This window comes from Paracoccus sp. SM22M-07, from assembly GCF_001887735.1.
Lineage (GTDB): Bacteria > Pseudomonadota > Alphaproteobacteria > Rhodobacterales > Rhodobacteraceae > Paracoccus.
On the sequence record NZ_JPKW01000007.1, the window covers coordinates 78,168 to 103,175 of the forward strand.

Here is a 25,008-nt window from a genome sequence, read left to right on the forward strand (position 1 = left end):
TCATTTGGTATGCGGGCAGTATCCGGTAAATTGAGTGATTAGTCAATCAATAAACCGGAACCGATCCGGTGGGTTCCCCTGCATCGGATCATCGCCGTGCTTTCGCGGCCCCGAGGGTTGAGTTCGACACCATATTCTGGCAGATGCTCGGCGCTTAACATCGGGCTGACGGACAAAGGAACCGGGACCATGTCAAGCACCTTGAAAATCGCCATGGGCAGCATTCTGGTCGGGTTGATGGTGCTGGGGCTCAAGACCCTCGCATGGTATCTGACCGGCTCGGTCGCGCTGCTGTCGGACGCGCTGGAAAGCATCGTGAACGTGGCGACCGCATTGGCCGCGCTGGTGGCGATCAGGGTCGCGCAGCGTCCCGCCGATCAGGGCCATCCCTATGGTCACCACAAGGCTGAATTCCTCAGCGCCGTGCTGGAGGGGGTGCTGATCATCGTCGCGGCCATCCTGATCCTGTCCGAAGCCTGGCGTGCCTTCTTGGCGCCGGTCGTGATTCAGGATGCGGGCGTCGGCATGGCCATCAACGCGGGCGCGGGCCTGATCAACGCCTTCTGGTGCAGCGTGCTGATCCGCCAGGGACGCAAGCTTCGGTCCCCCGCACTGGAGGCCGACGGCAAGCACCTGCTGACCGATGTGATTTCCTCGGGCGGGGTTCTGCTGGGCGTGGCCTTGGCGGTGACGACCGGTTGGGCCGTGCTGGACCCGATCCTGGCGATGCTGGTCGGTGTCAACATCCTGTGGTCGGGTTGGAAGGTGATGACGGCATCGCTGTCGGGGCTGATGGACGAAGCCGTGCCCGACAACACCCTGAGCCAGATCCGCGACATCATCTCGGACAAGGCCACCGGCGCGATCGAGGCGCATGATCTGCGCACCCGTCACGCGGGGGCGGTCACCTTCATCGATTTCCACCTGGTGGTGGACGGGCAGACCACCGTCTGCGACGCCCATGCGATCTGCGACCGGATCGAGGCGTCGCTGAAATCCAACCTGCCCGATGCCCAGATCACCATCCATGTCGAACCGGAACACCATGCCAAGCATTCCGGCGTCCTGGTGATCTAGGCGTCCAGACGCACCCAGACGGGGACGTGATCGCTTGGCTTCTCGCCGGCGCGAGCCTCGCGGTCGACGCCGGTTTCGCGCATCAGGTCGGCAGCCTGGGGTGACAGCAGCAGGTGATCGATGCGGATGCCGTCATCCTTGTTCCACGCCCCCGCCTGGTAATCCCAGAAGGTAAAGGGCCCTCGCGTGGCCCAAGGGTCGCGGGCGCGGATCGCCTCGGTCCAGCCCTGGTTGACGATGGTTCGGAAGGCGGCGCGGCTTTCAGGCAGGAACAGCGCATCATCGACCCATTTCTGGGGATTGGCGGCGTCGCGTGCCTCGGGGATGATGTTGTAATCGCCCAGCATGACGACCGGCATTTCCAGCGCCAGCAGGTCCAGCGCGCGCAGGCGCAGGCGTTCCATCCAAGCCAGCTTGTAGTCGTATTTCGGACCCGGCGCGGGGTTGCCGTTGGGCAGGTACAGCCCCGCGATGCGCACCGCCTGAGCGCCCACCACCGTCGCCTCGATATAACGGGCCTGATCGTCGTCATCGTCGCCGGGCAGGCCGCGGGTCACGTCCTCCAGCGGCAGCTTGGACAGGATGGCCACCCCGTTGAAGCCCTTCTGGCCATGGGTTTCGACCGTCCAGCCCAGATCCTGGAAATGTTCGCGCGGGAACCCTTCGTCGACGGATTTGATTTCCTGAAGGACGACCACGTCGGCATCCGTCGCGGCCAGCCAGTCGCTCAGCGCCTGGATGCGGGCCTTGATGCCGTTGATATTGAAGCTTGCGATTTTCATGGCTGCATCTTTAGCGTGGTCCCCGTGTTTGGCAACCGCAACCGCGAAAGGACCCTGATGCTGCGCGCCCTGATGCTGGTCGCCGCCCTGCTGCCCGGCGCGGTCGATGCCGCGCCGCGTCCCGCGACGGGGCTGCTGGCCAAGGACGGCCCCCTGCCTGCAACCATCCCGCTGCAGATCCGGACCGACGCGGGCCACGATTTCAGCATCGCCCTGTCCGATCCGGTGACCGACGCGCCGGTCATCAGCGGCTATCTGCGCGGAGGAGAGTTCTTTCGCCTGCTGGTCCCGCCGGGCACCCATCAGGTGACCATCGCCGCCGGGCAACCCGATGACTGGCAAGGTGTCGACACGGGATTTTCAGACGGGATGCAGGCCAAACTGACCCTGGATTTCGACATCAGGGCCGATCGGCGGCAAGGCCACCAGATGACCGTGGCCATCGTCGATGGCGGGCTTCGGGTGACCGACAGGCGCGATCAGGTCATCTGCCAGATCGCGGATTGGGACAGCGTCCAGACGGAATACACCGAGGGACGCCGGACCCCGCTGCGCTATCTGGACCAGAGCCTGACGACGCGCGGCAGGTTCTGCGACTGATCACATCGAAAAGGACGTCCCGCAACCGCAGCTGCTGGAGGCGTTCGGGTTCTCGATGACAAATCGCGCGCCGATCAATTCGTCGCTGAAATCGATGACGGCCCCTGCCAGGAACGGCAGGGACACCGGGTCCACAACGACCTTCTGGCCGTCGTTTTCCAGGATCAGGTCATCGGCCTCGGGCTGGTCGAAGCGGATATCATATTGAAACCCCGAACATCCGCCGCCGGACACGGCCACGCGAAGCGGCAGCGACTCGCGGTCGGCGTTGATCTGGGCCAGGCGCTGAAACGCGCGTTCGGTAACTTTCGGCGGCAGGTTCATGGGGCGTTCCCGTTTTCGTCCGTAGGGTTGGAATATAGGGTTTCGGACGAACACTCGCAAGGAAGGGCCCTGCCCCGTGACTGCACTCGCGCCATATGCATGCCAGCCCGCCGACAGCCGCGGGCGGCTTCACACCGAAAAGCTGTCGACCTTCCGCTCGCCCTGGCAGCGCGACCGCGACCGGATCATCCATTCCAGCGCCTTCCGGCGGTTGAAGCACAAGACCCAGGTCTTTGTCGAACATGACGGCGACGCCTATCGCGGCGATTATTTCCGCACCCGCCTGACCCACACGATCGAGGTGGCGCAGGTTGCCCGCACCATCGCCGGTGCGCTTGGGCTGAACACCGACCTGGCCGAGACCGTGGCACTGGCCCATGACCTGGGCCACCCCCCCTTCGGCCATACCGGAGAGGACGCGTTGGCGGAACTGATGGCCCCCTATGGCGGCTTCGACCACAATGCGCAGGCGCTGCGGATCGTGACGCAGCTGGAACGGCATTACGCCGATTTCGACGGGCTGAACCTGACTTGGGAGAGTTTGGAAGGCATTGCCAAGCATAACGGGCCGATCACGGGCGATCTGCCCTATGCCTTGGCGCAGGTGAATGCCCAGTGGGACCTGGAACTGCACACCAATGCCAGCGCCGAGGCGCAGGTTGCGGCCGTGGCCGATGACGTCGCCTATAACCATCACGACCTGCATGACGGGCTGCGTGCCGAGCTGTTCACCGAGGCCGATCTGGCCGAACTGCCGATCATCGGCCCCGCCTTCGCCGAGGTCGACCAGCTTTACCCCGGACTGGACCCGACCCGCCGCCGGTACGAGGCGCTGCGCCGCGTGTTTGGCGTCATGGTCGAGGATGTCATCGCCGTCGCCCAGAACCGCCTGACCGGGCTGCAGCCGCAATCGGTGGACGACATCCGCACCATGGACGGACCGATCATCCGCTTTTCCAAGCCGGTCTATCAGAACATCAAGGCCATCAAGTCCTTCCTGTTCCAGCGCATGTACCGCGCCCCATCGATCGTGGTCGAACGGAACAACGTGACGCGCATGTTGCACGACCTGTTCCCGCTGTTCCTGGAAGATCCTGCCAAGCTGCCCGACCAATGGGGGCAGATGGCCCGGCAGATGGACGACCGGACGGAACGGGCGCGGCTGGTGCTGGATTACGTCTCGGGCATGACAGACCGCTATGCCATCGCCGAACATCAGCGATTGATCGGGCGCGACTGAACCTTCGGGCGGGGGCCTGCGTTGACCGGGCGAAACGACGAACAAGGAAGGATCCTGACATGATCACGCGTACCGGTTCTGCAAAATGGGAAGGCGGCCTGAAAGAGGGCAAAGGCCAGGTGTCCACCAAGTCGGGCGCCCTGTCGGCCCAGCCCTATGGCTTCAACACCCGTTTCGAAGACAAGCCCGGCACCAACCCCGAAGAACTGATCGGCGCGGCCCATGCGTCGTGTTTCTCGATGGCGCTTGGCATGATGCTGGAACAGGAAGGCATCTCGGGCGTCAAGATCGAGACGACCTCGGACATTTCGATGGACAAGGAAGGCGACGGTTTCGCCGTCAAGAAGGCCCACCTGACCACCACGATCACCGCCGATGCCGAACAGGCGAAGGTCTTGGAAGTCGCGGAAAAGGCCAAGGAAGGCTGCCCGATCAGCAAGCTGCTGAACGCCGAAATCACGATGGACGCCAAGGTCGCCTGACCCGGTCCCCATCCCGATGCGAAACGCCGGCGCGATTGCGCCGGCGTTTTCATGTCAGACCATCATTTCCTTGGTGGCCGTCAGCTTGATGTCGGGGTGATCGCGCCCGATGCGGTCGATGTCCCATTGCAACCGCGTCAGATAGACCAGATCACCGTCATGGTCATGCGCCAGATGGCCTTTGTTGCTTTCGGCAAAGGCATCCACCTTGGCCTTCGGACCCGCGACCCAACGGGCGCTGGTGAACTGGGACCCTTCGAAGCGGACGGGAATGCCGTATTCCAGCTCGATCCGGCTGGCCAGGACCTCGAACTGCAACGCACCAACGACGCCGACGATGAAGCCCGAACCGATGACGGGTTTGAACACCTTGGCGGCACCCTCCTCGGCGAATTGCATCAGCGCCTTTTCCAGATGCTTGGCCTTCATCGGATCGGTCGCCCGCACCGATTGCAGCAGTTCCGGCGCAAAGGACGGAATGCCCGTGAAACGCAGCGCCTCGCCCTCGGTCAGGGCGTCACCGATGCGCAGCTGGCCGTGGTTCGGGATGCCGATGATGTCGCCCGCCCAGGCCTCCTCGGCCAATTCGCGGTCGGCGGCCAGGAAAAGCACCGAGTTCGAAATCGCCATCGGCTTTTTCGTCCGCACATGGGTCAGCTTCATCCCACGTTCAAAATGCCCCGAGGCCATGCGCACGAAGGCCACGCGGTCGCGGTGCTTGGGGTCCATGTTGGCCTGCACCTTGAAGACGAAACCCGTCACCGCCGTTTCCTCCGGCGCGATTTCGCGGTCCGCGCTGTTCTGCGGCTGCGGCGGGGGACCGTATTCGCTGATCCCCTTCATCAGTTCCTGCACGCCAAAGCTGTTGATCGCGCTGCCGAACCAGATGGGCGTCATATGCCCTTCCAGGAAGGACTGGCGGTCAAAGGCGGGCAGCAGTTCACGCGCCATCTCGACCTCTTCGCGCAGCTTGGCCAGCAGGTCGGCAGGAACGTGATCGGCAAGCCGCGGATCGTCCAGACCGTTGATCGCGATGGATTCCGCGACCTTGTTGCGATCGGCGCGGTCCATCAGCTCCAGCCGGTCATGCAGCATGTCATAGCAGCCGATGAATTCCCGCCCGACCCCGATCGGCCAGGATGCCGGTGCCACGTCGATGGCCAGGTTTTCCTGGATCTCGTCGATGATCTCGAAGGTGTCGCGGGATTCGCGGTCCATTTTGTTGCAGAAGGTCAGGATCGGCAGGTCGCGCAGGCGACAGACCTCGAACAGCTTGCGGGTCTGCGATTCGACGCCCTTCGCGCCGTCGATGACCATGATCGCGGCATCCACCGCCGTCAGCGTTCGGTAGGTATCTTCGGAAAAGTCGCTGTGACCGGGCGTGTCGACCAGGTTGAAACGATGTCCGTCAAAATCGAACGACATTGCCGAAGCCGAAACCGAGATCCCGCGATCCTGTTCCATCTTCATGAAGTCCGACCGCGTCCGCCGCGCCTCGCCCTTGGCCCGCACCTGGCCGGCCATCTGGATGGCGCCGCCATAAAGCAGGAATTTCTCGGTCAGCGTGGTCTTGCCGGCGTCGGGATGCGAGATGATCGCAAAGGTCCGGCGGCGGGAAATTTCGGGCGGAAGTTCGGGGCGATTGGTCATGGTCGCGGCTTTATCCTGCCCGATCACGCATGGCAATCGCCGGAATGCGTGACCCGTAAGACAAGATTTGAATTTTCCGCATCACTTTGTTGAACCAAGACAGCCTTCGCATGTTCACTGGCTTCAGATCGGAGAGCCTGCCATGCATCAGACAGTCGAACAACTGGCCCATACGGTATCCGCACGTGGCCTGGAATGGCTGCGCCAGAAGATCATGGATCTGCCCGAAACCTGCGGCCCCGATCATCCCGATCTGCTTGCCTTGGCGACCGCGGCGCGCGTGGGGCCCGTCCTTTCGGGCCTGCGCGGGCGACCCTCGCCGCTTGAGGTGATCGTCAGGCGTCGCGTCACCCCCGACATGATCCGGCAGGCCGCAAGGCATTGCGTCGAGGGCGGACGCGACCCCGCGGCGCTGCAGATGTTCCTGGCGGGCATCTTCCTGACGCCCCAGGACCCGCTGTGGCAGCTGGCTGGCCGTACCCTTGCCCAAGACAAGGGCGTGCCCCTGTCCAAGCGGCTGGCGCTTGACGTGGACCACCGCCTTCACGGCGTCGCCGAACGCGCGCTGACCAGGCCCGTTGACCAGCTGACCAGCGAACAGGTGATAGCCTATGGTCGCCTGTTGGTCCAGGTCTTCGATTTCGGCAGGACGCGCCCGCGGCTGGCGGACAAACGCTCGATCACGCGAATGTACACCATCCTGACACAGATGGAGGAATGGGCGCTGGCAAACCGCTGCACCTGTTCGGTGGCGCTCACCACGTTCTGTCTGCAACTGGTCGACCCCGATCACGATGCCACCGATGCCGTGGTCGAACTGATGCAGTTTCAGCGCGGCGACGGGTCCTTTCCCCATCGCCTCGGCTTCTCGACCGACCCGCAGGATCTGGCCACTGGCATCATGCCGACCCTGGTGGCGATCCTGGCAATCCAGGGCGCGATCTATCGACGCTGGCGTGGGCGGGTGAACGGCCCGGTTCAGGCCCGACCGTTTCACGCGGCCGCGCGCACCTTGGCCGAATGCGCGCTGCAGCGGTTGCCCGATAGCGCCCCGACATTGGAGCAAGCCGTCATCCTGGGCCGCGCGACCGGACGCGACCAGATCGCCGCGCTTGGCGTTTCCCATTGGGTGCTGTCACCGGCACAATCGGTGCGGCTTGCCGCGCTGTGCTTCCGCGACCCCATTTCGGCACGGCATGTGCGCAGCCGGATCAGGTTGAATGACGTGCCCGGCCTGAACGATGTCGGCCAGGCCGAACTTAACTGGCTGCTGGGCAGGCCCGTCGTCATCAGCGACCCGCTGCCCCCCGCGCTGCTGGCTTTGTGGGGTCGCGCGGCCACGGCCAATGATGATGCGACCTTCATGCATTGCACGCGTCTGGCCTCGCATTTTCACATGCGGCCCCTGCCCCGCGCCATTCATGCCATGTCCAACCGGCTGGCCAGCAGCGCCATTGCCGACAGCGACGACACCCCCCTTGGACGGGTGATGACCCATATTCACCATCTGACCCTGATGGCGCAGATCTTCGAACCCGCCGATCGGATGGAGGCCGCCGCCTAGAACAGGCCTTCGACATGGCCTTCTGGGTCAAGCCCGATCACCTCGGCCGCCGGGTGGCGCGGCAGGCCCGGCATGGTCATCACTTGGCCGCAGATGGCGACGATGAAGCCTGCCCCGGCGTTCAGGCGCACCTCTCGGACGGGGATGACATGACCCTCGGGTGCCCCCCGCAGTTCAGGATCGGTCGAAAAACTGTACTGAGTCTTGGCAATGCAGATCGGCATGTGGCCATGCCCCGCGTCCTGCCAGGCTTGCAGCTGTTCACGGACCCCCGGCCCCGCCTCGGCGTGGTCGGCATGGTGGATCCTGGTGCAGATCGTCTGGATCTTGTCCCACAAGGGCATCTCATCGGGATAGAGAGGCGTGAAACCACCACTGCCCGCATCGACCATCCGAACCACGGCATGCGCCAGATCCTCGGCCCCCGCGCCACCTTCCGCCCAATGGCGGGCGATGACGGCATCCACGCCGCGCGCCGCGCAATAATCCTGCAAGGCGGCGATCTCGGCCTGGCTGTCACCGGCGAAATGGTTCAGCGCCACGATGACCGGCACGCCGAAGCTGCGCAAATTGTCGATATGTCGCCCCAGATTGGCGCAGCCGCGCGTCACGGCACCGACATCCTCGGTGCCCAGGTCGGACTTGGCGACGCCGCCATTCATCTTCAACGCCCGCACCGTGGCGACCAGCACCACCGCCGAAGGTGCCAGCCCCGCCAGGCGGCATTTGATGTTCATGAACTTCTCGGCGCCCAGATCGGCCCCGAAGCCCGCTTCGGTCACGACGTAATCCGACATGCGCAGCGCGGCCTTGGTCGCGATGACGCTGTTGCAGCCATGGGCGATATTGGCAAAGGGCCCCCCATGCACCAACGCGGGGTTGTTTTCCAAGGTCTGCACAAGGTTCGGCTGCAACGCATCCTTCAGCAGGACCGTCATCGCGCCATCCGCCTTCAGATCACCCGCCGTCACGGGGTTGCGGTCGTCGTCATAGGCCACGACAATGCGCCCCAGCCGATCCTGCAGATCCTCCAGATCGCGTGCCAGACACAGGATCGCCATGACCTCGGACGCGACGGTGATGTCGAAACCGGTCTGGCGGGAATAACCGTTCATGGGACCGCCCAACCCCACCACCGTGTCACGCAGCGCCCGGTCGTTCATGTCCACCACCCGCCGCCAGGTGATGCGGCGCGTATCGATCCGCAAGTCGTTGCCCCAATAGACATGATTGTCGATCATCGCCGCCAGCAGGTTATGCGCCGAGGTGATGGCATGGAAATCGCCGGTAAAATGAAGGTTCATGTCCTCCATCGGGACGATCTGCGCATAGCCGCCGCCCGCCGCGCCGCCCTTCATGCCGAAATTTGGACCCAGGCTGGCCTCGCGGATGCAGATCGTCGCACGCTTGCCGATCCGGTTCAGCGCATCGCCCAAGCCCACGGTGGTCGTAGTCTTGCCCTCGCCCGCCGGGGTCGGATTGATGGCGGTGACCAGGATCAGCCTGCCCTGGTCACGTCCTTCCAGCGCCTTGATGGCCTCGTGGGTGATCTTGGCCTTGTCGTGGCCATAGGGCAGAATCTGCCGCTCGCTCAGCCCCAGCTTGGCTGCGATCTGGGCGATGGGACGCTTGACCGCAGCGCGGGCGATGTGAAGATCGGTCGTCATCTGGCTGATATTTCCGTTCTTTTCTGAAACCGCGCCTAGCGGACGACCATGACCGACACGGGCGAATGGCGGACCACGGCATTCGCATCCCGGCTGACCAGGATGCTGCGCAATTCATCGGGCTGATGGCTGGCCATCACGATCAGGTCTGCCTGATACTTGCGGGCCGATTTCAGGATGGTTTCTGCGACATGGCCGTGGCCGACATGGGTGCGGATCCGCGAAGGATCGTCGAAATGGGTGTCGGCAAAGGCGTCCAGCGCCTCTTTCATGGCCTGAAGGACGCGGGTTTCATAGCCCTTGGGCAGAAACGTCGCCACCATCGAGCTGCCGAAATCATGGACGACGCCCAGCAGGTGGATCGTCCCCTGATCCCCTGCCAGCCGCTTGGCGACCGGCAGGGCCTTTTCCCAACTTTCGGGATGCTGCAGATCGATGGGCAGCAGGATGTTGTCATGCATGGGCGTGATCCTTTCGCGGGGCCGGGTCGGACGGCAGACGTCGCCGCTGTGCCCAGACCACCAGCATCAACAGCAAGAAGGCCGGTATATAGATCCAGTATTTCGACGGTGCCTCGACCGGCGCATTGACCGACAGGATGGTCTGGTCCCAATCCAGGCCGGCCTCTTGGGCGGGGCTGTCGAAGGCGACGTTGTCGATGACGACGCGGTCGCCGTCGGTCAGCAATTCGATCCCGGCGGCCTCCAGGCGGTCCTGCCCGGTTTCGCCTTCCGGTACCGGCAGCAGGGCCACGAATTCGACCGGACTGCCGATCTCGTTCAGGCCCGAAATGCGCAGGCGCAGACCTTCACCGACCTCGCTGTTCTCCAGCGCCTGCACGAATTCCGTCGCCGGGCGTTCCTGATAGGACGGGAAGGCATATTCCCAGAAGAAGCCGGGCCGGAAGATGGTGAAGGCGACCAGTAGCAGCATCGCGGATTCCCAGATGCGGTTGCGCGCCAGGAACCAGCCTTGCGTGGCCGCCGCGAACAGCAGCATCGCGACCGTCGCCGTCACGAAGACGAAGACGCCATGGATGAAGTCCACGTTGATCAGCAGCAGGTCGGTGTTGAAGATGAACAGGAACGGCAACGCCGCCGTGCGCAGGCTGTAGAAGAAGGCAACGACACCCGTGCGGATCGGATCGCCGCCCGACACCGCCGCAGCCGCGAATGACGCCAGCCCCACCGGCGGGGTCACATCGGCCATGATGCCGAAATAGAAGACGAACAGATGCACCGCAATCAGCGGCACGATCAGCCCGTTCTGCTGGCCAAGGGTCACAATGACGGGCGCCAGCAGCGCCGAGACGACGATATAGTTCGCCGTTGTCGGCAGACCCATTCCCAAAATCAGCGACAGGACCGCGGTCAGCCCCAGAATGGCCAGCAGGTTCCCGCCGGACAGAACCTCGACCACATCGGCCAGGGCCGATCCGACGCCCGTCTGGCTGACGGCGCCCACGATGATGCCGGCGGTCGCCGTGGCGATGCCGATGCCGATCATGTTGCGCGCGCCCGAGATCATGCCGTCGACCAGATCGTTGATGCCGGCGCGGATGGCATGGCCGGTCGTGCTGTTGCCCGTCCGGTCGCTGCCGCGCAGCATCACCATCAGCGGACGCTGCGTGACCAGGATGAAGATCATGTAGGCCGTGGCCCAGAAGGCCGAGAGGCCCGGCGACAGGCGGTCGACCATCAGCGCCCAGACCAGAACCACGACCGGCAGGATGAAGTGCAAACCGGACCGCACCGTCGGCCCCGGCAGGGGCAGTTCGGTGACAGGCTCGTTCGGGTCGTCGATCTCCAGCGGTTCCTCGCGCGAGGCGATCCACAAAAGGCCGACATAGGCCGCCGTCAGCAGCGCGAAGATGACATAGGGCGACGCCTCGCCAAAGGCGGGACGGATCCAGCCCATGCCGTAATAGACCGCGATCGACAGCGCGCAGATGCCCGCGATGATGAAAGCGGCGGTCAGCAGGCGGCGCAGGATCGGCGGCGGGGTATAGGACCGCGGCAGACCCTCCATCCCGGCCTTCATGGCCTCAAGATGGACGATATAGACCAGGGCGATATAGCTGATCGTGGCGGGCAGGAAGGCGTGCCGCACCACGTCGAAATAGGGAATGCCGACATATTCGACCATCAGGAAGGCCGCGGCCCCCATGACGGGCGGCATGATCTGGCCATTGACGGATGATGCGACCTCGACCGCGCCCGCCTTTTCGGAACTGAAGCCCACCTTCTTCATCAGCGGGATCGTGAAGGTGCCGGTGGTGACCACGTTGGCGATGGACGACCCCGAAATCAGGCCGGTCATCGCGCTGCTGACCACGGCCGCCTTGGCCGGTCCGCCGCGCATGTGGCCCATCAGCGAAAACGCCACCTGGATGAAGTAGTTGCCGGCCCCCGCTTTGTCCAGCAGCGCGCCGAACAGCACGAACAGGAAGACGAAGCTGGTGGACACGCCCAGGGCGATGCCAAAGACGCCTTCGGTGGTGATCCATTGGTGGTTGGCAACCTCGGTCAGGGAATTGCCCCGATGCGCGATGATCGAGGGCATGTAGGGCCCAAGGAAGGTATAGACCAGAAAGACGGTCGCGACGATCATCAGCGCCGGCCCCAGGCTGCGGCGCGTGGCCTCCAGCAGCAGCAGGATGCCCACGACGGCGACCATCAGGTCGGGCGTGATCGGCGCTCCGACGCGGCGGCCCAGTTCATCGCTGTAGACGAAGACATACATCGTCACCACGACCGACAGGATCGCCAGCACCCATTCCCACCAGGGAATGCGCGCCTTGGGGCTGCCCATCAGGACGGCCGCGACAATGCCGGCCCCTGCCAGCCCGATGAACCAGGCCGGCATGTCCGAGGGCGCGCCATAGATGAACAGGCCCGACAGAAGCACCGGAACCGCAATGCCAAGACCGATCTGAAAAGGCGACTTTTCAGCGGGATAGGCCATGAAACCCAGAAACATCGCGAAGGCCAGATGAACGGCCCGCGCATCGGTGGCGCTGATGATGCCGAAATTCAGCATGAATGGCAGGGGCGACGCGATCCACAGCTGGAACAGCGACCAGCAGAAGGCGACGACCAGGATCAGCTTGCCCACGAAACCGGGCGGCGTGCGCGCACCCGTATCGGAGGAGGCGACCAGTTCGTCCAGCTCGGCCTGCGACAACTCTCCTCGGCCCGCGGCCTGCATTTCGACCGCACTGGCCTGCTGCTGGCGCTTCTTCGCGTCGTCTTCGTCCATCCTGCCCCCTTACCGATCCGGTGTTACCATGGCTTCTTACTAAAAGGGCGGCCCCGAAGGACCGCCCCGTTCAGATCAGGATCACTCGACCCAGCCCTGCTCGCGGTAATACCGCTCGGCGCCCGGATGCAAGGGCGCGCTGTTGCCGTCGGCGATCATCTCCTCGGGCTGCAGATCGGCAAATGCCGGGTGCAGGCCCTTGAAACGGTCGAAATTGTCGAAGACGGCCTTGACCACCTGATAGACGGTCTCCTCGGGGATGTCGGACGAGGTCACGAAGGTCGCCTTGACGCCGAAGGTCTCGGTGCCTTCGTCATTGCCCGCATACATGCCGCCGGGGATCGTGACCTTGGCGTAATAGGGGTTTTCCTCGACCAGCTTGTCGATCGCATCGCCGGCGACGGTCACCAGGCGCGCGTCCACGGTCGAGGTCGCCTCCTGGATCGAGCCGTTCGGGTGCCCGACGGTATAGGTGATGGCGTCGACCTGGTTATCGCCCAGGGCTGCCGACTGTTCCGCCGGACGCAGTTCCGAGGCCAGCGAGAAGTCGTCCATCGACATGCCCATGGCGTCCAGAACGATCTCCATCGTCCCGCGCGAACCCGAACCCGGGTTGCCCACGTTGACGCGCTTACCCTTCAGGTCCTCGAAATTCTCGATCTCGGAATCGGCGCGGGCGACGACGGTGAAGGGTTCGGGATGGACGGCAAAGACGGCGCGCAGCTTGTCGAAGGCGTCGCCTTCGTAATCCGAGCTGCCGTTGTAGGCGTGGAACTGCCAGTCGGACTGGGCGACGCCCATCGTCATGTCGCCCGCCTTGATGGCGTTGATGTTGGCGATGGAGCCGCCCGTGGCGGGGGCGGTGCAGCGCAGACCGGTTTCGGCGGTCTGGCGGTTCACCAGGCGGCAGATCGACTGGCCCACGACGTAATAGACGCCGGTCTGACCACCGGTGCCGATGGTGATGAACTGTTCCTGCTGGGCAAGGACCGGCGATGCGGACAATGCGAAGGCCGCCCCCATCAGGATCGGTTTCAATTTGCTCATGCGGTATACTCCCTTGATTTCTTGGTGAGGATGCCCTGTGGCGAACCCCGGTTCTGCCGCCAAGGTTAAAGCACCCGGCGGTTTTGACAATCCCAAAGGGGCAACCGCCCCGTATCGGCGACGGTTCCCGAACCGTCCGCACCGCGATGGGCAGGCGGGTTTTCGGCATTGCCGTCGGGCCGTTGCCGGTGATTTCGTATCAAATTGACGGCAATTGATGCTGGCCATGGGTGACGCCCGCGGGGCTAGCTTGCAAGGGTAGACAGCATCCGGCCGTCGCCCTAATGTCGCCCTGTGCGGCAAGGGCATGCTGCATGGCATGCCTTGTGCCCTTTTTATTTCGGTAATCCAACACCATGCTAGAGTTTGACAGCGTCTCCAAATCGTTCTGGACGGGGAAACAGCACAAGATCATCCTTGATCGCGCCTCCTTTCAGGTCGAGCTGGGAAATTCGCTTGGCATCCTCGCACCGAACGGGACCGGCAAGACGACCCTGATCAACATGATGTGCGGGCTGGAACAGCCCGATGAGGGCCGCATCCGGCGCAATTGCCGGGTGTCCTTTCCGCTTGGCTTCATGGGCGGGCTGATCACGCGGCACACGGGCAATGAAAACGCCCGCTATATCGCGCGCATCTATGGGCTGGACCCCGATTACGTGTCCGCCTTCACGCGCTGGCTGACCGATATCGACGAATATTTCGACATGCCCGTGGGCACCTATTCCAGCGGCATGCGGCAGCGCTTTACCTTTGCCCTGTTGCTGGCCCTGGATTTCGACATCTACCTGATCGACGAGGGCATGCCCCAGACCACGGATGCCGAATTCAACCGCAAGGCGGGTCGCGTGCTGTTCGACCGGCTGAAGACCGCGACCACCATCGTCGTGTCGCATCAGCCGACCACGATCGAGAAGTTCTGCAACCGGGCCGCCATCCTGCGCGATGGCAAATTGTACATGTTCGAGACCTTGGACGAGGCGAAGCAATACTATGACTACACCTCCTAAAGCGCGCCGTTACCACGCCTCGATCTCGGAATCCGTCACCCCTGGCACCGCCTCTCGGACCCACGATCCCGAACCTGCGACCGCGCCCGCCCCGCAGGCCAAGGCCGCCCCCAAGGTCCACCTGGAGGTCAGCCGCAAACCCGCCCCCCCGGCCGAGCAGCAGGAAGACGCGCGCCTGCAGAAATTCCTGGCTACCGAACCGATCGAGGACGGCTTTGGCGATCTGCGCATGACCGGTCCAGAAAAAGGGCCAGGCGCCAGTGGGACCACCGGAAAGGCGGCGGGGCAGCCCGCCGCCGGCGTCACCGAGGAACAGCTGGCGGCCATCCGGGCCGAAAAGCTGACCGAACGCCAACTGCGCATCGCGGGTCGGATCGCCACCCTGCACCAGATCGAATTCGCCTCGAACGAAGAAGCCATCCTGCGGCTGCGCGAACGCGGCATCGACCCGTCGCAGCGCAGCGCCGTGGGACGCATCCTGTCATCGGAGGGCACCCGCGGCAAGGTTGGGGATGCGCCCCGCGATCCGGCCGCGGCGATCCCGGCGCTGCGAACGGGCGGTCCCGCGGGCCTGCCCGCGCTGACGCCGGGCGACAAGCGTGGCAAGACCCCGGCCCTTCCCTCGCGCGAGGATCTGACCGAGGATCGACGCGCCGCCGAAATCTATCGCATCCAGAAGGACCTGGCACGTCGTCGCCGCAAGCGGATGATGATGCTGGCCTTTCGCCTGCTGATCTTTGTGCTGATCCCGACATTCGCGGTCGGCTGGTATTACGCCAGGGTCGCCTCACCGCTTTATGCGACCTTCACGCAATTTCAGATCCAGACCGCCGATGGCGGCAGCAGCGGCGGCGTGAGCAGTCTGCTGGGCGGATCGGGCATGGGCACCAACACGGATTCCGTCGCCGTCCAAAGCTATCTGACATCGCGAGACGCGATGCTGCGCCTGGACGCCGACAAGGGCTTCAAGCGGGCCTATCAGGACCCCAGCATCGACCCCATCAAGCGCCTCGAAGCGGATGCCACCAACGAAGCGGCCTTCGACGTCTACGAAGACTCGGTCAAGATCGGCTATGATCCGACCGAGGGCGTGCTGAACATGGAAGTCATCGCCCCGGATCCGCAGCTGAGCGTCGAGTTTTCGCGGGCGCTGATTTCCTATGCCGAACAACAGGTTGATGCGATGACCTCGCGGATGCGCGCCGATCAGATGGACGGCGCCATCCAGACCTATCAGGATGCCGAGGCCAAGATGCTGGCGGCCCAGCAGCGCGTGCAGGAACTGCAGCAGACACTGGGCGTTCTGGACCCGGTGGCTGAAAGCACCGTGGTGATGGGCAAGGTGACGGAACTGGAAAGCCAGCTGACGGCAAAGCAGCTTGAACTTGGTCAATTGCTGGCGAACGCCCGTCCGGTTCAAAGCCGCGTCGATGCCGTCCGCGGTGATATCGAAAGGCTCCGAAGCCTGGTGGCCGAAACGCGCCTGCAGCTGACCGAAGGCAGCGACAGCCGCAATTCCCTTGCCGCGATCGGCGGCCAGTTGCGCGTGGCCGAGGCCGAAATGGCGACCCGCCAGGAAATGCTGGCCTCATCCGCCGCCCAGATGGAGGCCGCCCGCATCGAAGCCAACAAGCAGGTCCGATATCTGTCGTTGTCGGTATCCCCGATCGCGCCGGACGAGGCGACCTATCCCAAGGCATTCCAAAATACGATCGTGGCCTTCCTCATCTTTTCGGGTATCTACCTGATGATGTCGCTGACTGCGTCGATCCTTCGCGAACAGGTGTCCACATGACCCAACCCAAACACGTCCGCATCGGTCAGGTGACCTGCGGAAACGACCTTCCGCTGACCGTCATCGCCGGCCCTTGCCAGCTTGAATCGCTGGACCACGCCATGATGATCGCCGAACAGATGGCCGAGGCCTGTGCCAAGGCGGGCGCCAGCTTTGTCTTCAAGGCATCCTATGACAAGGCGAACCGCACTTCCCTTTCGGGAAAGCGTGGCCTTGGCATCGAGGAAGGCCTGGACATTCTGGCCACGGTTCGGGAACGGCTTGGCTGTCCCGTGCTGACCGACATCCATGACGCCGACCAGGCCATCCGCGCCGCCAGGACGGTCGATGTCATCCAGATCCCGGCCTTTCTGTCGCGCCAGACCGACCTGCTGCTGACGGCGGGACAGACGGGTGCGGTGATCAATATCAAGAAGGGGCAATTCCTTGCCCCCTGGGACATGCCCAATGTCGCGGCCAAGGTCGCCTCGACCGGCAATGACAACATCCTGCTGACCGAACGGGGCGCCAGCTTCGGATACAACACCCTGGTGGCCGACATGCGGTCGCTGCCGATCATGGCGCGAACGGGCTATCCCGTCATCATGGATGCCACCCATTCGGTTCAGCAACCGGGTGGTCAAGGAGGGTCTTCCGGCGGTCAGCGCGAATTCGCGCCGGTCATGGCCCGTGCCGCCGTGGCGCTTGGTGTCGCTGGCGTCTTCATCGAGACGCATGAGGACCCCGACAACGCCCCTTCGGATGGGCCGAACATGATCCACCTGGACCGGATGCCCGCGCTGATCGCGTCCCTGATGGCATTCGATGCGCTGGCAAAGGCTGATCCGCTTCCGGCATGATCCGCGTTTTCCTGTTCATTGCGCTGTGCTTCCTTGCGGCCCCCGCCATTGCGCAGGGGCCGCCTGAGCCATCCGCACCCAGTGGCGCGATCGCGACCCATGACACCATCAACACCGACCTGGCGATCCTTAACAGAATTTCCAGCATTCTGGCGCAACTACCTGATTTTGATCAGATTGATGCGCAGGTCGATGCCGGGATCGTCACGCTCGACGGCGAGGTTACCGAACAGGCCACGGTCGAGCGGCTCAAGACACTGATCGCCCGCGTCGAAGGCGTCGTTGCCATCGAGGACAGTGTCGATCTGTCCACCGACCTGACCACGCGCCTTGAATCGGTGCGCGAACGGTTCCAGTCACGCTTGACCCAGGTGGTCGCGGGCCTGCCCTTCATGGGGCTGGGGCTGGCCGTTGGCGCGGTCATCGTGCTGGCGGGTGGATGGTTATCACGCCGCGAACGCACCCTGGCCAGCATTGCGCCGAACCCGTTCATCGCGGGATTTCTTGCGCAGGCGATCCGGTTGTGCACCTGGATTGTCGCCTTGGTGGTCGCATTGGACCTGATGGGGGCGCGGGCGCTGCTGGGGACGCTGCTGGGGGCTGCAGGTATCTTCGGCCTGTCGCTCAGCTTTGCGGCGCGCGACACGATCGAAGGTTTCGTCGCGACGATGCTGTTGTCCCTGCGCCAGCCCTTCAATCCCAATGACCTGATCGAGGTGAACGGCCTTCGGGGGCGCGTGATCCGCCTGACCAGCCGCGGGACGACCCTGCTGACGCTGGATGGCAATCACATCCGCATCCCGAACCAAATCATCTACAAGGCGACGCTGACGAATTACACCTTGAACCCCGAACGCCGTTTCATGGTCGACCTGACCATCGATCCCGGCGCCGATCTGGGCCGGGCCCGCGACCTGGTGGTGCGTGCCCTGAACGGTATGGATTTCGTTCTGAAACGGCCCGAACCCGTTGCTTGGCTGGACGCCGAGGGGCCCGAACATGTGGTGATCCGCGCCGGGGGCTGGGTGTCGCAGGATGGCACGGATTTCGAGCTGGCACGGGGTGAGGCGTTCCGGCTGCTGCGCCATGAACTGGATGCCAAGGGTTACCTGCTGCCCGAACCCGTCCACCGGATCCGCTTGGAACAGCCCGAAGAAGAAGCGCCATCGCGGACCCGCCCCGTGCGCCCCGCAGACCGCCGGCTGGCCGATCCGGCACCCGATGCCGCGTTCGAAGAGATGGTCGAACGTGGCCGTGTGGATGACGGTCGCGATCTGCTGTCGCCCGGGACGCGTTAAGCTGCGCGTCCCGCAGCGTCGGCCGATGCCCAGGCCCACTGGAAATTATACCCGCCCAGCCAGCCAGTCACGTCCACGCATTCGCCGATGAAATGCAGCCCCGGAACCTGACGGGCCTGCAGGGTTCGCGCATCCAGATCACGGGTATCGATGCCACCAAGCGTCACCTCGGCCGTGCGATACCCCTCGGTCCCGACGGGGCGCAGGGTCCAGCGGTTCAGCCGCGCACCCAAGGCGTCCAGCACCTTGTTCGGCTGATCGGCCAGCCGGGCCTTCGACAGCCCTGCCTCGGCGGCGATCGCCTGCGCCAAGCGTTCGGGCAGAAGATGCGTCAGGGCAGTCGCCACGGCGATCTTGCCGCTTTCCTGCTTGCGCCGTTTCAACGCCGCCGCCACATCGGCTTGCGGACACAGATCGATCTGCAGGCTCTCCCCGCCCTGCCAGAAGCTTGAAATCTGCAGGATTGCGGGGCCGCTAAGACCGCGATGCGTAAACAGCAGCGCATCGCGGAACGACCCTTCCTTGTGGTCGATCCGGACCTCGAGCGACACGCCCGCCAGGGGTTTGCACAGCGCCAAGTCCTGTTCGGCAAAGGTCAGCGGCACCAGGGCCGGGCGCGTGTCCGTCACCCGCAGCCCGAATTGACGTGCAAGATCATAGGCAAAGCCCGTCGCGCCGATCTTGGGGATCGATTTCCCGCCCGTGGCCACGACAACCCGATTCGCCCGAATCGCCCCTCCGGATGTCGCAAGAACGAATCGGTCCGAATCGTGCTGAACCGATTCGACGGTGGTCCGCAGGCGCAGTTCGGCGCCCTTCATGCGGTCCAGAAGCATGTCGGTGATCTGGGTCGCCTTGCCGTCGCAAAAAAGCTGTCCCAAGGTCTTTTCATGCCAGGCGATGCCGGCCCGGTCGACCAGGGTCACGAAATCGGCGGGGGAATAGCGTGACAGCGCACTGGCGCAAAATCGACGATTTTGCGACAGGAACCGATCAGGCCCGGTCGCCATGTTCGTGAAATTACAGCGCCCTCCCCCCGAAATGCGGATCTTCTCGGCCGGGGTCGCCGCATGATCCAGCACCAGAACGCGCCTTCCCTGCCCCAAGGCCGAGCCCGCGCAGAACAAACCGGCAGCACCTGCCCCCAAGATTACGACGTCAAACTGTTCCATAGGGCGCGAGATAGACCCGATTGAAAAAAGTGGCAAGAATTCTGCAAATTTCGACTTGCACCCCCCGGTCAGCTTGGCTATTCACCCTCTCACAAGTTGGGGCGTGGCCAAGTGGTAAGGCATCGGTTTTTGGTACCGTGTACCGTAGGTTCGAATCCTACCGCCCCAGCCAATATCTTCTAAGTCGTTGAACTAGATCGTCTTATGGAAGACGGACAGTCGATCTGGACCATTGTCCATCATCACTGTCCATCATGGCGTCTGTGTCCCCAGCCAAAGGGACCCACCATGGGCATCGCCAATTTCACCTTCCGCCGGGGCGCGATCTACACGTGGCGCCGCCGCATTCCCAAACGTGCCGATTCAGACGCAGCGAACCTGCAGGTGTCGCTTCGCACCGCTTGCCCGTGGACAGCGCGCAGGCTCGCCGTCATCGTGACGGCGGAAAGTGAAAAGGTATTCGACCGCATGGGAATGGATGGCCTGACGCCCGACGTGGCGCGGCAGTGGCTCGAGACGGTGATCCGCGACGAGCTGGAGGACACGGCACGGCGCACCCGTGCGGCCTTCCATCTGCCGAAAACCGGAAATCCGGTGGAAAGCGCCCACCACGACCGACTGGCAGGCGAGGCCCTGCGCCTGGTGGCCCGCAAGGGTGCGGAAGTGGATCTCGACGAGGATGAACGGCGCGAACTGACCGCACGGGGCTATTCGGAAGCCGATCTCGACTGGATCAACCAATACCAGCACCATCTCGGTCGCGCTGCCGCCACAGAAGCGATGGAGAACAAGATCAGCCGCCGCGTGGCCGAGATTGCAGGCAAGGAGCGGATCAGCGGGCATGAGTTCTTTGATGCCAAGCGTATTTACCTCAACGGGCGCGCAGCGGCGCTGCTGTCCTCGAAAGACGGCCTTGAGAGCGGGTTCGCAGAAGCCATGCGGACGGCCAGCCGGATTCGGGAGGGAAAGCAACCTGACGGGCCTCAGGCAGCGCCACAGGCCGTTCAGCACCCTGCCCCTGCCCCGGAACCTGAACCCGCCTTCGATCCGGCACTGGAGGCCGTGGCTGACCGCCTCGCTGGACGCAAGGAAAAGCGCGGGCGGGTGACCGACAAGACCGCTTACCAGATCCGCAAAACCGCCGAACTCTTGCGAGAAGCGACCGGCATCAGCGATATTCGGGCGCTGCGGCAAGAGCACCTGATGACATTCAGCAACATCATGCACGCCTTGCCCCCGACGTATCGCAAGAACCCGAAAGAACGGGAGATGACCTTGCAGCAGATCATCGCCGCAGCAGAGGCCGTAGGAGGCAAGCAGGGCTTCGCGGCAGCAACGATCAACCGAAACCTCGGCTTCGTGGGCCAGATCATCAAGCATGCCCGCTCGGAGGGTATTCCACTCGATCCCCTTCTGGATACGCGAGATCTGCGCGAGACGGACCCCGAGGATGAACAGGACAAGGTGGCCTCGTTCAGCCGCGAGGACCTGCAACGTGTTTTTGCAGGCCCGGTCTGGCAGGGCTGCTTGAGCGCGGGGCGGCGCACCCAGCCCGGTGATGTGGTGATCAAGGATGCACTCTACTGGCTGCCACTCATAGCCGCCTACACAGGCGCACGGCGCGAGGAGATTGCGGGCCTGGCACGCGAGGACATCATCACCGAGGGCGGCATCCCGGCCTTCCACTTCCGCCCGACCGAGATCAGGCGGCTCAAGAACCGCCCTTCGCAGCGCAAGGTGCCCATACATCCACATCTGCTGGAACTGGGTTTCATGGAACATGTCGACCAGGTTGAGACAGGACAGATTTTCCCGGACCTGAAACAGCGCAAGGGACGAGGCACGCTATCGGATGCTATCAGCTTCAACTGGCACAAGTTGCTGCACGCGCAATTGGGCCAGGATGCCGCAAAGAAGAACTTCCACTCGTTCCGCCACTACGTCACCGACGAGTTGCGCTACCAGCAGGAAGTGCCGGAGCTTTCACGCCACCACCTGCTCGGCCACGCCATCAGCTCCGAGGAGGACCGCCGCTACGGCCAACGCACGCCCCTGCCACTGCTGAAGCCTTTGATAGACGCACTGCCGCGCGTGTTCTGACCTTAGGGAGTGCGTAAACCTGAAAGCGGGCCAATAACATCCATCACTACTTCTTTCGCGAACGGGACATTGCAGACGCTCACCCCTCCCGCCAGTGATTTCCGAAGCAGCCAGTCGATCGCGTCGCAGCGACGGGGTGGGGCAGCCCTTTGCCGATGGTCGCCTTAACTGCAGCTGCAACCTATCTTCGTTCAAGACCACCGAGGTTGTTGGTGGATAATCCATTACGTAAGCATTGCAGCCTCGACGCTCCCAGATAGTTCCTATCTGGTAGACGCTTCCTCAGGTCGCTAAATCATCCCCTTTTGCCTTCAGCTGGCGTCCAACGGATTCGATTGTGCCAAATGACAATTCTATCGGCTTGGCATGTGGGACCAGTGTGTTTGGTTGAGCGCAAAGAAGGCGTATCACGCCTGAATGCGTTACGACCAAGGGCCTTGTGCCCGCGAGATGCGGCAAGATTTCCGCGACCCGCGAACGAAACGCGTCGATTGTCTCGCCCCCCTCGGGATTTTGGGATCTGTCGCGCTCTGATTTCGGACGTCCTTCTAGGACACCCCAGTGCCGTTCGGAGAGACCCATTAACAGCACAACCCGCAAACCAAGGCTAGCGCCGATGATTTCGGCGGTCTCCTTGCAGCGAGAAAGTGGACTTGAATAGATCGCGTCGATACCCGTCAGCGACCTTACCGCCCTTCCTGCCTCTCGGCGCCCGCCATTATCGAGTGGGATATTTTTTTGGCCAATGAGAATCCCAGCGCGATTCCACGCTGTTCGCCCATGACGTAATAGGACAATGGTTTTGGGAGAACTCATTTACAGAGCTTGATAACTGAACACGCTCAAAGGAGAAGAGCTTCCATCAGAGGATCGCCACCGGTATCCATGCCAAGAAGGGTCAGAAGTTCTATTTTGAAATCACGCGCCACTTCAGTGAGCTGCTCGAATTCCTTTGTGGCTACGCCCTCGGCTCCCGGCAACTCCAGTTGCGATCGAATCTCTTCACTATCCAGTGCCGACAGGAAGGTGGCGTATAGGGCTTGGACCTTCTGCATTTTGTCCTGCCCGTGGATCAGCCCAAGGCGCTCCAGAGGCGGAATCGAAAGCAGTTCGGCAAGCTTCATTCTTTTTGCTTCGGCATTACAGTCAACGGTCTGCCGCGCTGCTGCAATACCTGCAACGTAGAGTAGCATGCGCGAGAGGCGCAGCTTTACGAGCCGGATTGCCCTCGGCTTCGTCGAATCGGCAGTCTTGTGCTCAAAGTCCACACAGATCGTGCGCCAGTAGCGGATTACATCATTGAGGAAAAAGCGCACGATCTTCTGGTCGTCAAGATCTTCGGAGATGTAACGCGCAATAAGCGTCGAGCGAAGATCGTTGAAGCCACTCTCGTTCGCGACCCACTCTCCTTCGAGGAGATAGAGCATCCGACGAGTGATGTAGGTGTTTGTGTCGTCCTCCCCGCCAATAGTCGCCGTAAGCTGTGTGGTTCTAAGAGGGTTTTCGAACACCCCGCCATGCGCGGGCATCTTTATGCCCTTTTCGACCAGCTTTGCCCGATACTCTTCCTGTGCCGACTTGGCAGCCGCAAGATCGCCGTCAAGAGTCAGAAAGAAGAGGTCAACATCTGAGCCACTCGTCACTTCCCGGCGCGCGACACTGCCATTCACGCCGATCACGATATCTGAGGTTAAACAGGGTAGCTCAGCTGCGACAGAGCGCAGGGTTTTCAGGATATCTTCGGATTTCTCGCGAGTGGAATGGATCACAGCAGCCGCATCACCGCCTTCGTTTACTTTCAAAATTTTCATAGGCCTTCTATCAGCTCTTCAATAGAAATACGTCTTGTGAATTTGCTTTGTGTATAACGCGCATCAAGCTGATTCGGCTCGTTCAAACCCTTATCCGTTCTTACGATGAAGGCCCGGTCCTTGACCGTCACCTCTTCCTTCATCCAACTGCTCGGGAGTTGATCCTTCAAGGATGAAAGCCGCTGGGAAGCTACAAGGCTGAGCACTTTAAACAATTTTGGGTGACGTTTACGAAGTGTCGCCTCACTACGCTCAAAATCACTCGCGTCGAACTCGTCGATATTTGCCCTCATGTAGGCTTGCGCAACCGCATCTAGCAGCCGCCCACGCGCACCGCAAATCAACAGAGTATAAACGTCATGCTTAAGTGTCCAAAACGCGTCGAACTCCGAAAGTGGAGCTCGGCCAGTTTGCGCCCAATGTCGAACCGCTCTCAGCATGCCACGCGGCGCAGCACGACGCTTCATAAAAGCTCGGCTGCGCGAGATTCCGTCCAGTGTGTCAAAATTGATCGAGCCTGCGAAGAGAAACGCGTCCGGCCCAGAATGATGACCATCTATCATTGCGAGCACTTCGTCGGGATCAATGTCCGCATCACGCAAAGAAGCGTAGACCCCACGGCCGTTGCGCGTTTCTCCACGCACGATGCGGCGTGTCATTGAATGGTGATCAATGTCGAATGCGTTAGCAAATACTGGTTCAAGCGTGTGAGACAGCGGCCCATGCCCGACATCATGTAACAGCGCGGCAGCGAGGAGTAGGCGGCGGCGCTTCTCGCTCAGCCCTGCCTCGCACGCATACGTTTCCGCAAGGCGGGCAACGCCCAAAGTGTGTTCGAAGCGATTATGACGGCGCCTATGACCGGAGCGCCCTGATCCGTGGCGAATGAAGTCGATCGCACCAAGGAAACCAATGCCAGCAAGCCGGCGCATAGGAATAGTCGACATGAGTTCAAGAGCTAAAGGATCAACGAAGCTTATCTTCTCATCGGAACGAAACGTAGCTTCGGCGGCCGCAAGAGGCATAAGTTCGGATGCATCCGACGAGATCCAGTAGCTCTGGCACCTTCCCATCTCATCCAGCATCTACAATCCTTTCTGAAGCCACAGCGCACCTTGCGCGCAATTCCGCACAAAGCATAGTAAGCTCATACACCGTATGACCTGATGTAAGTACTTTTTCATCCATGGCCTAGAGTTCCTGCGATCAAATTCGCACGGACCTTACCTTCGACGGTGCTGTATCGCAGCATCCTCGCGCTCCGTAAAGGTTCACTTTGGGCCTAACGAATG

22 protein-coding genes and 1 tRNA gene are annotated in these 25,008 nt (G+C 62.6%); 11 read left to right on the forward strand and 12 right to left on the reverse strand.

Annotation, left to right across the window (positions count from 1 at the left end; genetic code table 11):
- Positions 1 to 38: 38 nt before the first annotated feature.
- On the reverse strand, positions 39 to 215 hold the full coding sequence (locus IE00_RS20145) for a hypothetical protein (protein WP_170864139.1): 177 nt from the start codon (positions 213 to 215) through the stop codon (positions 39 to 41).
- On the opposite strand from IE00_RS20145, the gene IE00_RS11870 reads away from it, so the two are divergent.
- A complete protein-coding gene (locus tag IE00_RS11870) occupies positions 190 to 1,077 on the forward strand; it encodes a cation diffusion facilitator family transporter (RefSeq protein WP_072297327.1) in 888 nt (295 codons plus the stop codon). The genes IE00_RS20145 and IE00_RS11870 overlap by 26 nt on opposite strands.
- On the opposite strand, the gene xth is transcribed toward IE00_RS11870, so the two are convergent.
- Positions 1,074 to 1,859, reverse strand: coding sequence for an exodeoxyribonuclease III (gene xth, locus IE00_RS11875; RefSeq protein WP_072297328.1), 786 nt, complete (start codon positions 1,857 to 1,859; stop codon positions 1,074 to 1,076). The genes IE00_RS11870 and xth overlap by 4 nt on opposite strands.
- Positions 1,860 to 1,874: 15 nt before the next feature.
- Between xth and IE00_RS11880 the strand changes: the two genes are divergently transcribed.
- Positions 1,875 to 2,459, forward strand: coding sequence for a hypothetical protein (locus tag IE00_RS11880; RefSeq protein WP_139291418.1), 585 nt, complete (start codon positions 1,875 to 1,877; stop codon positions 2,457 to 2,459).
- Here IE00_RS11880 and erpA read toward each other — a convergent pair whose 3' ends face one another.
- A complete protein-coding gene (gene erpA, locus IE00_RS11885; protein ID WP_072297330.1) occupies positions 2,460 to 2,783 on the reverse strand; it encodes an iron-sulfur cluster insertion protein ErpA in 324 nt (107 codons plus the stop codon).
- A 76-nt stretch (positions 2,784 to 2,859) separates the two neighbouring features.
- On the opposite strand from erpA, the gene IE00_RS11890 reads away from it, so the two are divergent.
- Positions 2,860 to 4,023: a deoxyguanosinetriphosphate triphosphohydrolase gene (locus IE00_RS11890; RefSeq protein ID WP_072297331.1), complete on the forward strand. Its 1,164-nt coding sequence runs from the start codon at positions 2,860 to 2,862 to the stop codon at positions 4,021 to 4,023.
- 59 nt (positions 4,024 to 4,082) lie between these two features.
- A complete protein-coding gene (locus IE00_RS11895) occupies positions 4,083 to 4,505 on the forward strand; it encodes an OsmC family protein (RefSeq protein WP_072297332.1) in 423 nt (140 codons plus the stop codon).
- Positions 4,506 to 4,559: 54 nt separating this feature from the next.
- Here the strand turns inward: IE00_RS11895 and IE00_RS11900 are convergent, their stop codons facing one another.
- Positions 4,560 to 6,155, reverse strand: a complete 1,596-nt coding sequence (locus tag IE00_RS11900) for a peptide chain release factor 3 (protein WP_072297333.1) — start codon at positions 6,153 to 6,155, stop codon at positions 4,560 to 4,562.
- A 142-nt stretch (positions 6,156 to 6,297) separates the two neighbouring features.
- Between IE00_RS11900 and IE00_RS11905 the strand changes: the two genes are divergently transcribed.
- Positions 6,298 to 7,719, forward strand: a complete 1,422-nt coding sequence (locus tag IE00_RS11905; protein WP_072297334.1) for a hypothetical protein — start codon at positions 6,298 to 6,300, stop codon at positions 7,717 to 7,719.
- On the opposite strand, the gene IE00_RS11910 is transcribed toward IE00_RS11905, so the two are convergent.
- The 4 genes from IE00_RS11910 to IE00_RS11925 all read right to left on the reverse strand — a co-directional run bounded on the left by IE00_RS11910 (position 7,716) and on the right by IE00_RS11925 (position 13,691).
- Entirely contained in the window at positions 7,716 to 9,386 is a 1,671-nt protein-coding gene (locus IE00_RS11910; protein WP_072297335.1) for a formate--tetrahydrofolate ligase, read from the reverse strand. The two genes, IE00_RS11905 and IE00_RS11910, sit on opposite strands and share 4 nt — an antisense overlap.
- A 35-nt stretch (positions 9,387 to 9,421) precedes the next feature.
- A complete protein-coding gene (locus tag IE00_RS11915; protein ID WP_072297336.1) occupies positions 9,422 to 9,847 on the reverse strand; it encodes a universal stress protein in 426 nt (141 codons plus the stop codon).
- Positions 9,840 to 12,644 (reverse strand): TRAP transporter permease, encoded by a 2,805-nt coding sequence (locus IE00_RS11920; RefSeq protein WP_072297337.1) that lies wholly within the window; start codon positions 12,642 to 12,644, stop codon positions 9,840 to 9,842. The genes IE00_RS11915 and IE00_RS11920 overlap by 8 nt, the downstream gene beginning before the upstream one ends.
- An 81-nt stretch (positions 12,645 to 12,725) precedes the next feature.
- Positions 12,726 to 13,691 carry a TAXI family TRAP transporter solute-binding subunit gene (locus IE00_RS11925; protein ID WP_072297338.1) on the reverse strand — a complete coding sequence of 322 codons (966 nt, stop codon included), beginning with the start codon at positions 13,689 to 13,691 and terminating at the stop codon, positions 12,726 to 12,728.
- Positions 13,692 to 14,047: 356 nt separating this feature from the next.
- Here IE00_RS11925 and IE00_RS11930 point away from each other — a divergent pair, with 356 nt between their 5' ends.
- Genes IE00_RS11930 through IE00_RS11945 form a run of 4 tightly spaced genes read left to right on the forward strand, consistent with a single transcriptional unit; the run spans position 14,048 to position 18,633 of the window.
- On the forward strand, positions 14,048 to 14,701 hold the full coding sequence (locus tag IE00_RS11930; protein WP_072297339.1) for an ABC transporter ATP-binding protein: 654 nt from the start codon (positions 14,048 to 14,050) through the stop codon (positions 14,699 to 14,701).
- Entirely contained in the window at positions 14,685 to 16,496 is a 1,812-nt protein-coding gene (locus tag IE00_RS11935) for a capsule biosynthesis protein (RefSeq protein WP_072297340.1), read from the forward strand. Before IE00_RS11930 ends, IE00_RS11935 begins: the two co-directional genes overlap by 17 nt.
- The gene (gene kdsA, locus IE00_RS11940; protein WP_072297341.1) at positions 16,493 to 17,335 is read left to right on the forward strand and encodes a 3-deoxy-8-phosphooctulonate synthase; all 843 of its coding nucleotides are present in this window, start codon (positions 16,493 to 16,495) and stop codon (positions 17,333 to 17,335) included. The genes IE00_RS11935 and kdsA overlap by 4 nt, the downstream gene beginning before the upstream one ends.
- Positions 17,332 to 18,633, forward strand: coding sequence for a mechanosensitive ion channel domain-containing protein (locus IE00_RS11945; RefSeq protein WP_072297342.1), 1,302 nt, complete (start codon positions 17,332 to 17,334; stop codon positions 18,631 to 18,633). Before kdsA ends, IE00_RS11945 begins: the two co-directional genes overlap by 4 nt.
- Here the strand turns inward: IE00_RS11945 and IE00_RS11950 are convergent.
- A complete protein-coding gene (locus IE00_RS11950) occupies positions 18,630 to 19,805 on the reverse strand; it encodes an NAD(P)/FAD-dependent oxidoreductase (protein ID WP_072297343.1) in 1,176 nt (391 codons plus the stop codon). The genes IE00_RS11945 and IE00_RS11950 overlap by 4 nt on opposite strands.
- Positions 19,806 to 19,902: 97 nt before the next feature.
- On the opposite strand from IE00_RS11950, the gene IE00_RS11955 reads away from it, so the two are divergent.
- Positions 19,903 to 19,977 (forward strand) — tRNA-Gln (locus IE00_RS11955).
- 116 nt (positions 19,978 to 20,093) lie between these two features.
- On the forward strand, positions 20,094 to 21,905 hold the full coding sequence (locus IE00_RS11960) for a site-specific integrase (RefSeq protein WP_072297344.1): 1,812 nt from the start codon (positions 20,094 to 20,096) through the stop codon (positions 21,903 to 21,905).
- A gap of 282 nt (positions 21,906 to 22,187) precedes the next feature.
- Here the strand turns inward: IE00_RS11960 and IE00_RS20885 are convergent, their stop codons facing one another.
- Genes IE00_RS20885 through IE00_RS11975 form a run of 3 tightly spaced genes read right to left on the reverse strand, consistent with a single transcriptional unit; the run spans position 22,188 to position 24,801 of the window.
- A complete protein-coding gene (locus IE00_RS20885) occupies positions 22,188 to 22,721 on the reverse strand; it encodes a histidine phosphatase family protein (protein ID WP_072297345.1) in 534 nt (177 codons plus the stop codon).
- A gap of 26 nt (positions 22,722 to 22,747) precedes the next feature.
- Complete coding sequence (locus IE00_RS11970; protein ID WP_072297346.1) at positions 22,748 to 23,716, reverse strand: hypothetical protein; 969 nt, start codon at positions 23,714 to 23,716, stop codon at positions 22,748 to 22,750.
- Positions 23,713 to 24,801, reverse strand: coding sequence for an HD domain-containing protein (locus IE00_RS11975; RefSeq protein WP_072297347.1), 1,089 nt, complete (start codon positions 24,799 to 24,801; stop codon positions 23,713 to 23,715). Before IE00_RS11975 ends, IE00_RS11970 begins: the two co-directional genes overlap by 4 nt.
- Between the last annotated feature and the right edge of the window lie 207 nt (positions 24,802 to 25,008).

Coding starts and splice junctions, on each gene's coding strand:
- IE00_RS11910 (WP_072297335.1), bottom strand. CDS start 9,386: ATGACGACCGATCTTCACATCGCCCGCGCTGCGGTCAAGCGTCCCATC.
- IE00_RS20145 (WP_170864139.1), bottom strand. CDS start 215: ATGGCGATTTTCAAGGTGCTTGACATGGTCCCGGTTCCTTTGTCCGTC.
- IE00_RS11950 (WP_072297343.1), bottom strand. CDS start 19,805: ATGGAACAGTTTGACGTCGTAATCTTGGGGGCAGGTGCTGCCGGTTTG.
- IE00_RS11935 (WP_072297340.1), top strand. CDS start 14,685: ATGACTACACCTCCTAAAGCGCGCCGTTACCACGCCTCGATCTCGGAA.
- IE00_RS11925 (WP_072297338.1), bottom strand. CDS start 13,691: ATGAGCAAATTGAAACCGATCCTGATGGGGGCGGCCTTCGCATTGTCC.
- IE00_RS11970 (WP_072297346.1), bottom strand. CDS start 23,716: ATGAAAATTTTGAAAGTAAACGAAGGCGGTGATGCGGCTGCTGTGATC.
- IE00_RS11895 (WP_072297332.1), top strand. CDS start 4,083: ATGATCACGCGTACCGGTTCTGCAAAATGGGAAGGCGGCCTGAAAGAG.
- erpA (WP_072297330.1), bottom strand. CDS start 2,783: ATGAACCTGCCGCCGAAAGTTACCGAACGCGCGTTTCAGCGCCTGGCC.
- IE00_RS11900 (WP_072297333.1), bottom strand. CDS start 6,155: ATGACCAATCGCCCCGAACTTCCGCCCGAAATTTCCCGCCGCCGGACC.
- IE00_RS11930 (WP_072297339.1), top strand. CDS start 14,048: ATGCTAGAGTTTGACAGCGTCTCCAAATCGTTCTGGACGGGGAAACAG.
- IE00_RS11975 (WP_072297347.1), bottom strand. CDS start 24,801: ATGCTGGATGAGATGGGAAGGTGCCAGAGCTACTGGATCTCGTCGGAT.
- IE00_RS11945 (WP_072297342.1), top strand. CDS start 17,332: ATGATCCGCGTTTTCCTGTTCATTGCGCTGTGCTTCCTTGCGGCCCCC.
- IE00_RS20885 (WP_072297345.1), bottom strand. CDS start 22,721: ATGAGTTCTCCCAAAACCATTGTCCTATTACGTCATGGGCGAACAGCG.
- IE00_RS11870 (WP_072297327.1), top strand. CDS start 190: ATGTCAAGCACCTTGAAAATCGCCATGGGCAGCATTCTGGTCGGGTTG.
- xth (WP_072297328.1), bottom strand. CDS start 1,859: ATGAAAATCGCAAGCTTCAATATCAACGGCATCAAGGCCCGCATCCAG.
- IE00_RS11960 (WP_072297344.1), top strand. CDS start 20,094: ATGGGCATCGCCAATTTCACCTTCCGCCGGGGCGCGATCTACACGTGG.
- IE00_RS11920 (WP_072297337.1), bottom strand. CDS start 12,644: ATGGACGAAGACGACGCGAAGAAGCGCCAGCAGCAGGCCAGTGCGGTC.
- kdsA (WP_072297341.1), top strand. CDS start 16,493: ATGACCCAACCCAAACACGTCCGCATCGGTCAGGTGACCTGCGGAAAC.
- IE00_RS11915 (WP_072297336.1), bottom strand. CDS start 9,847: ATGCATGACAACATCCTGCTGCCCATCGATCTGCAGCATCCCGAAAGT.
- IE00_RS11905 (WP_072297334.1), top strand. CDS start 6,298: ATGCATCAGACAGTCGAACAACTGGCCCATACGGTATCCGCACGTGGC.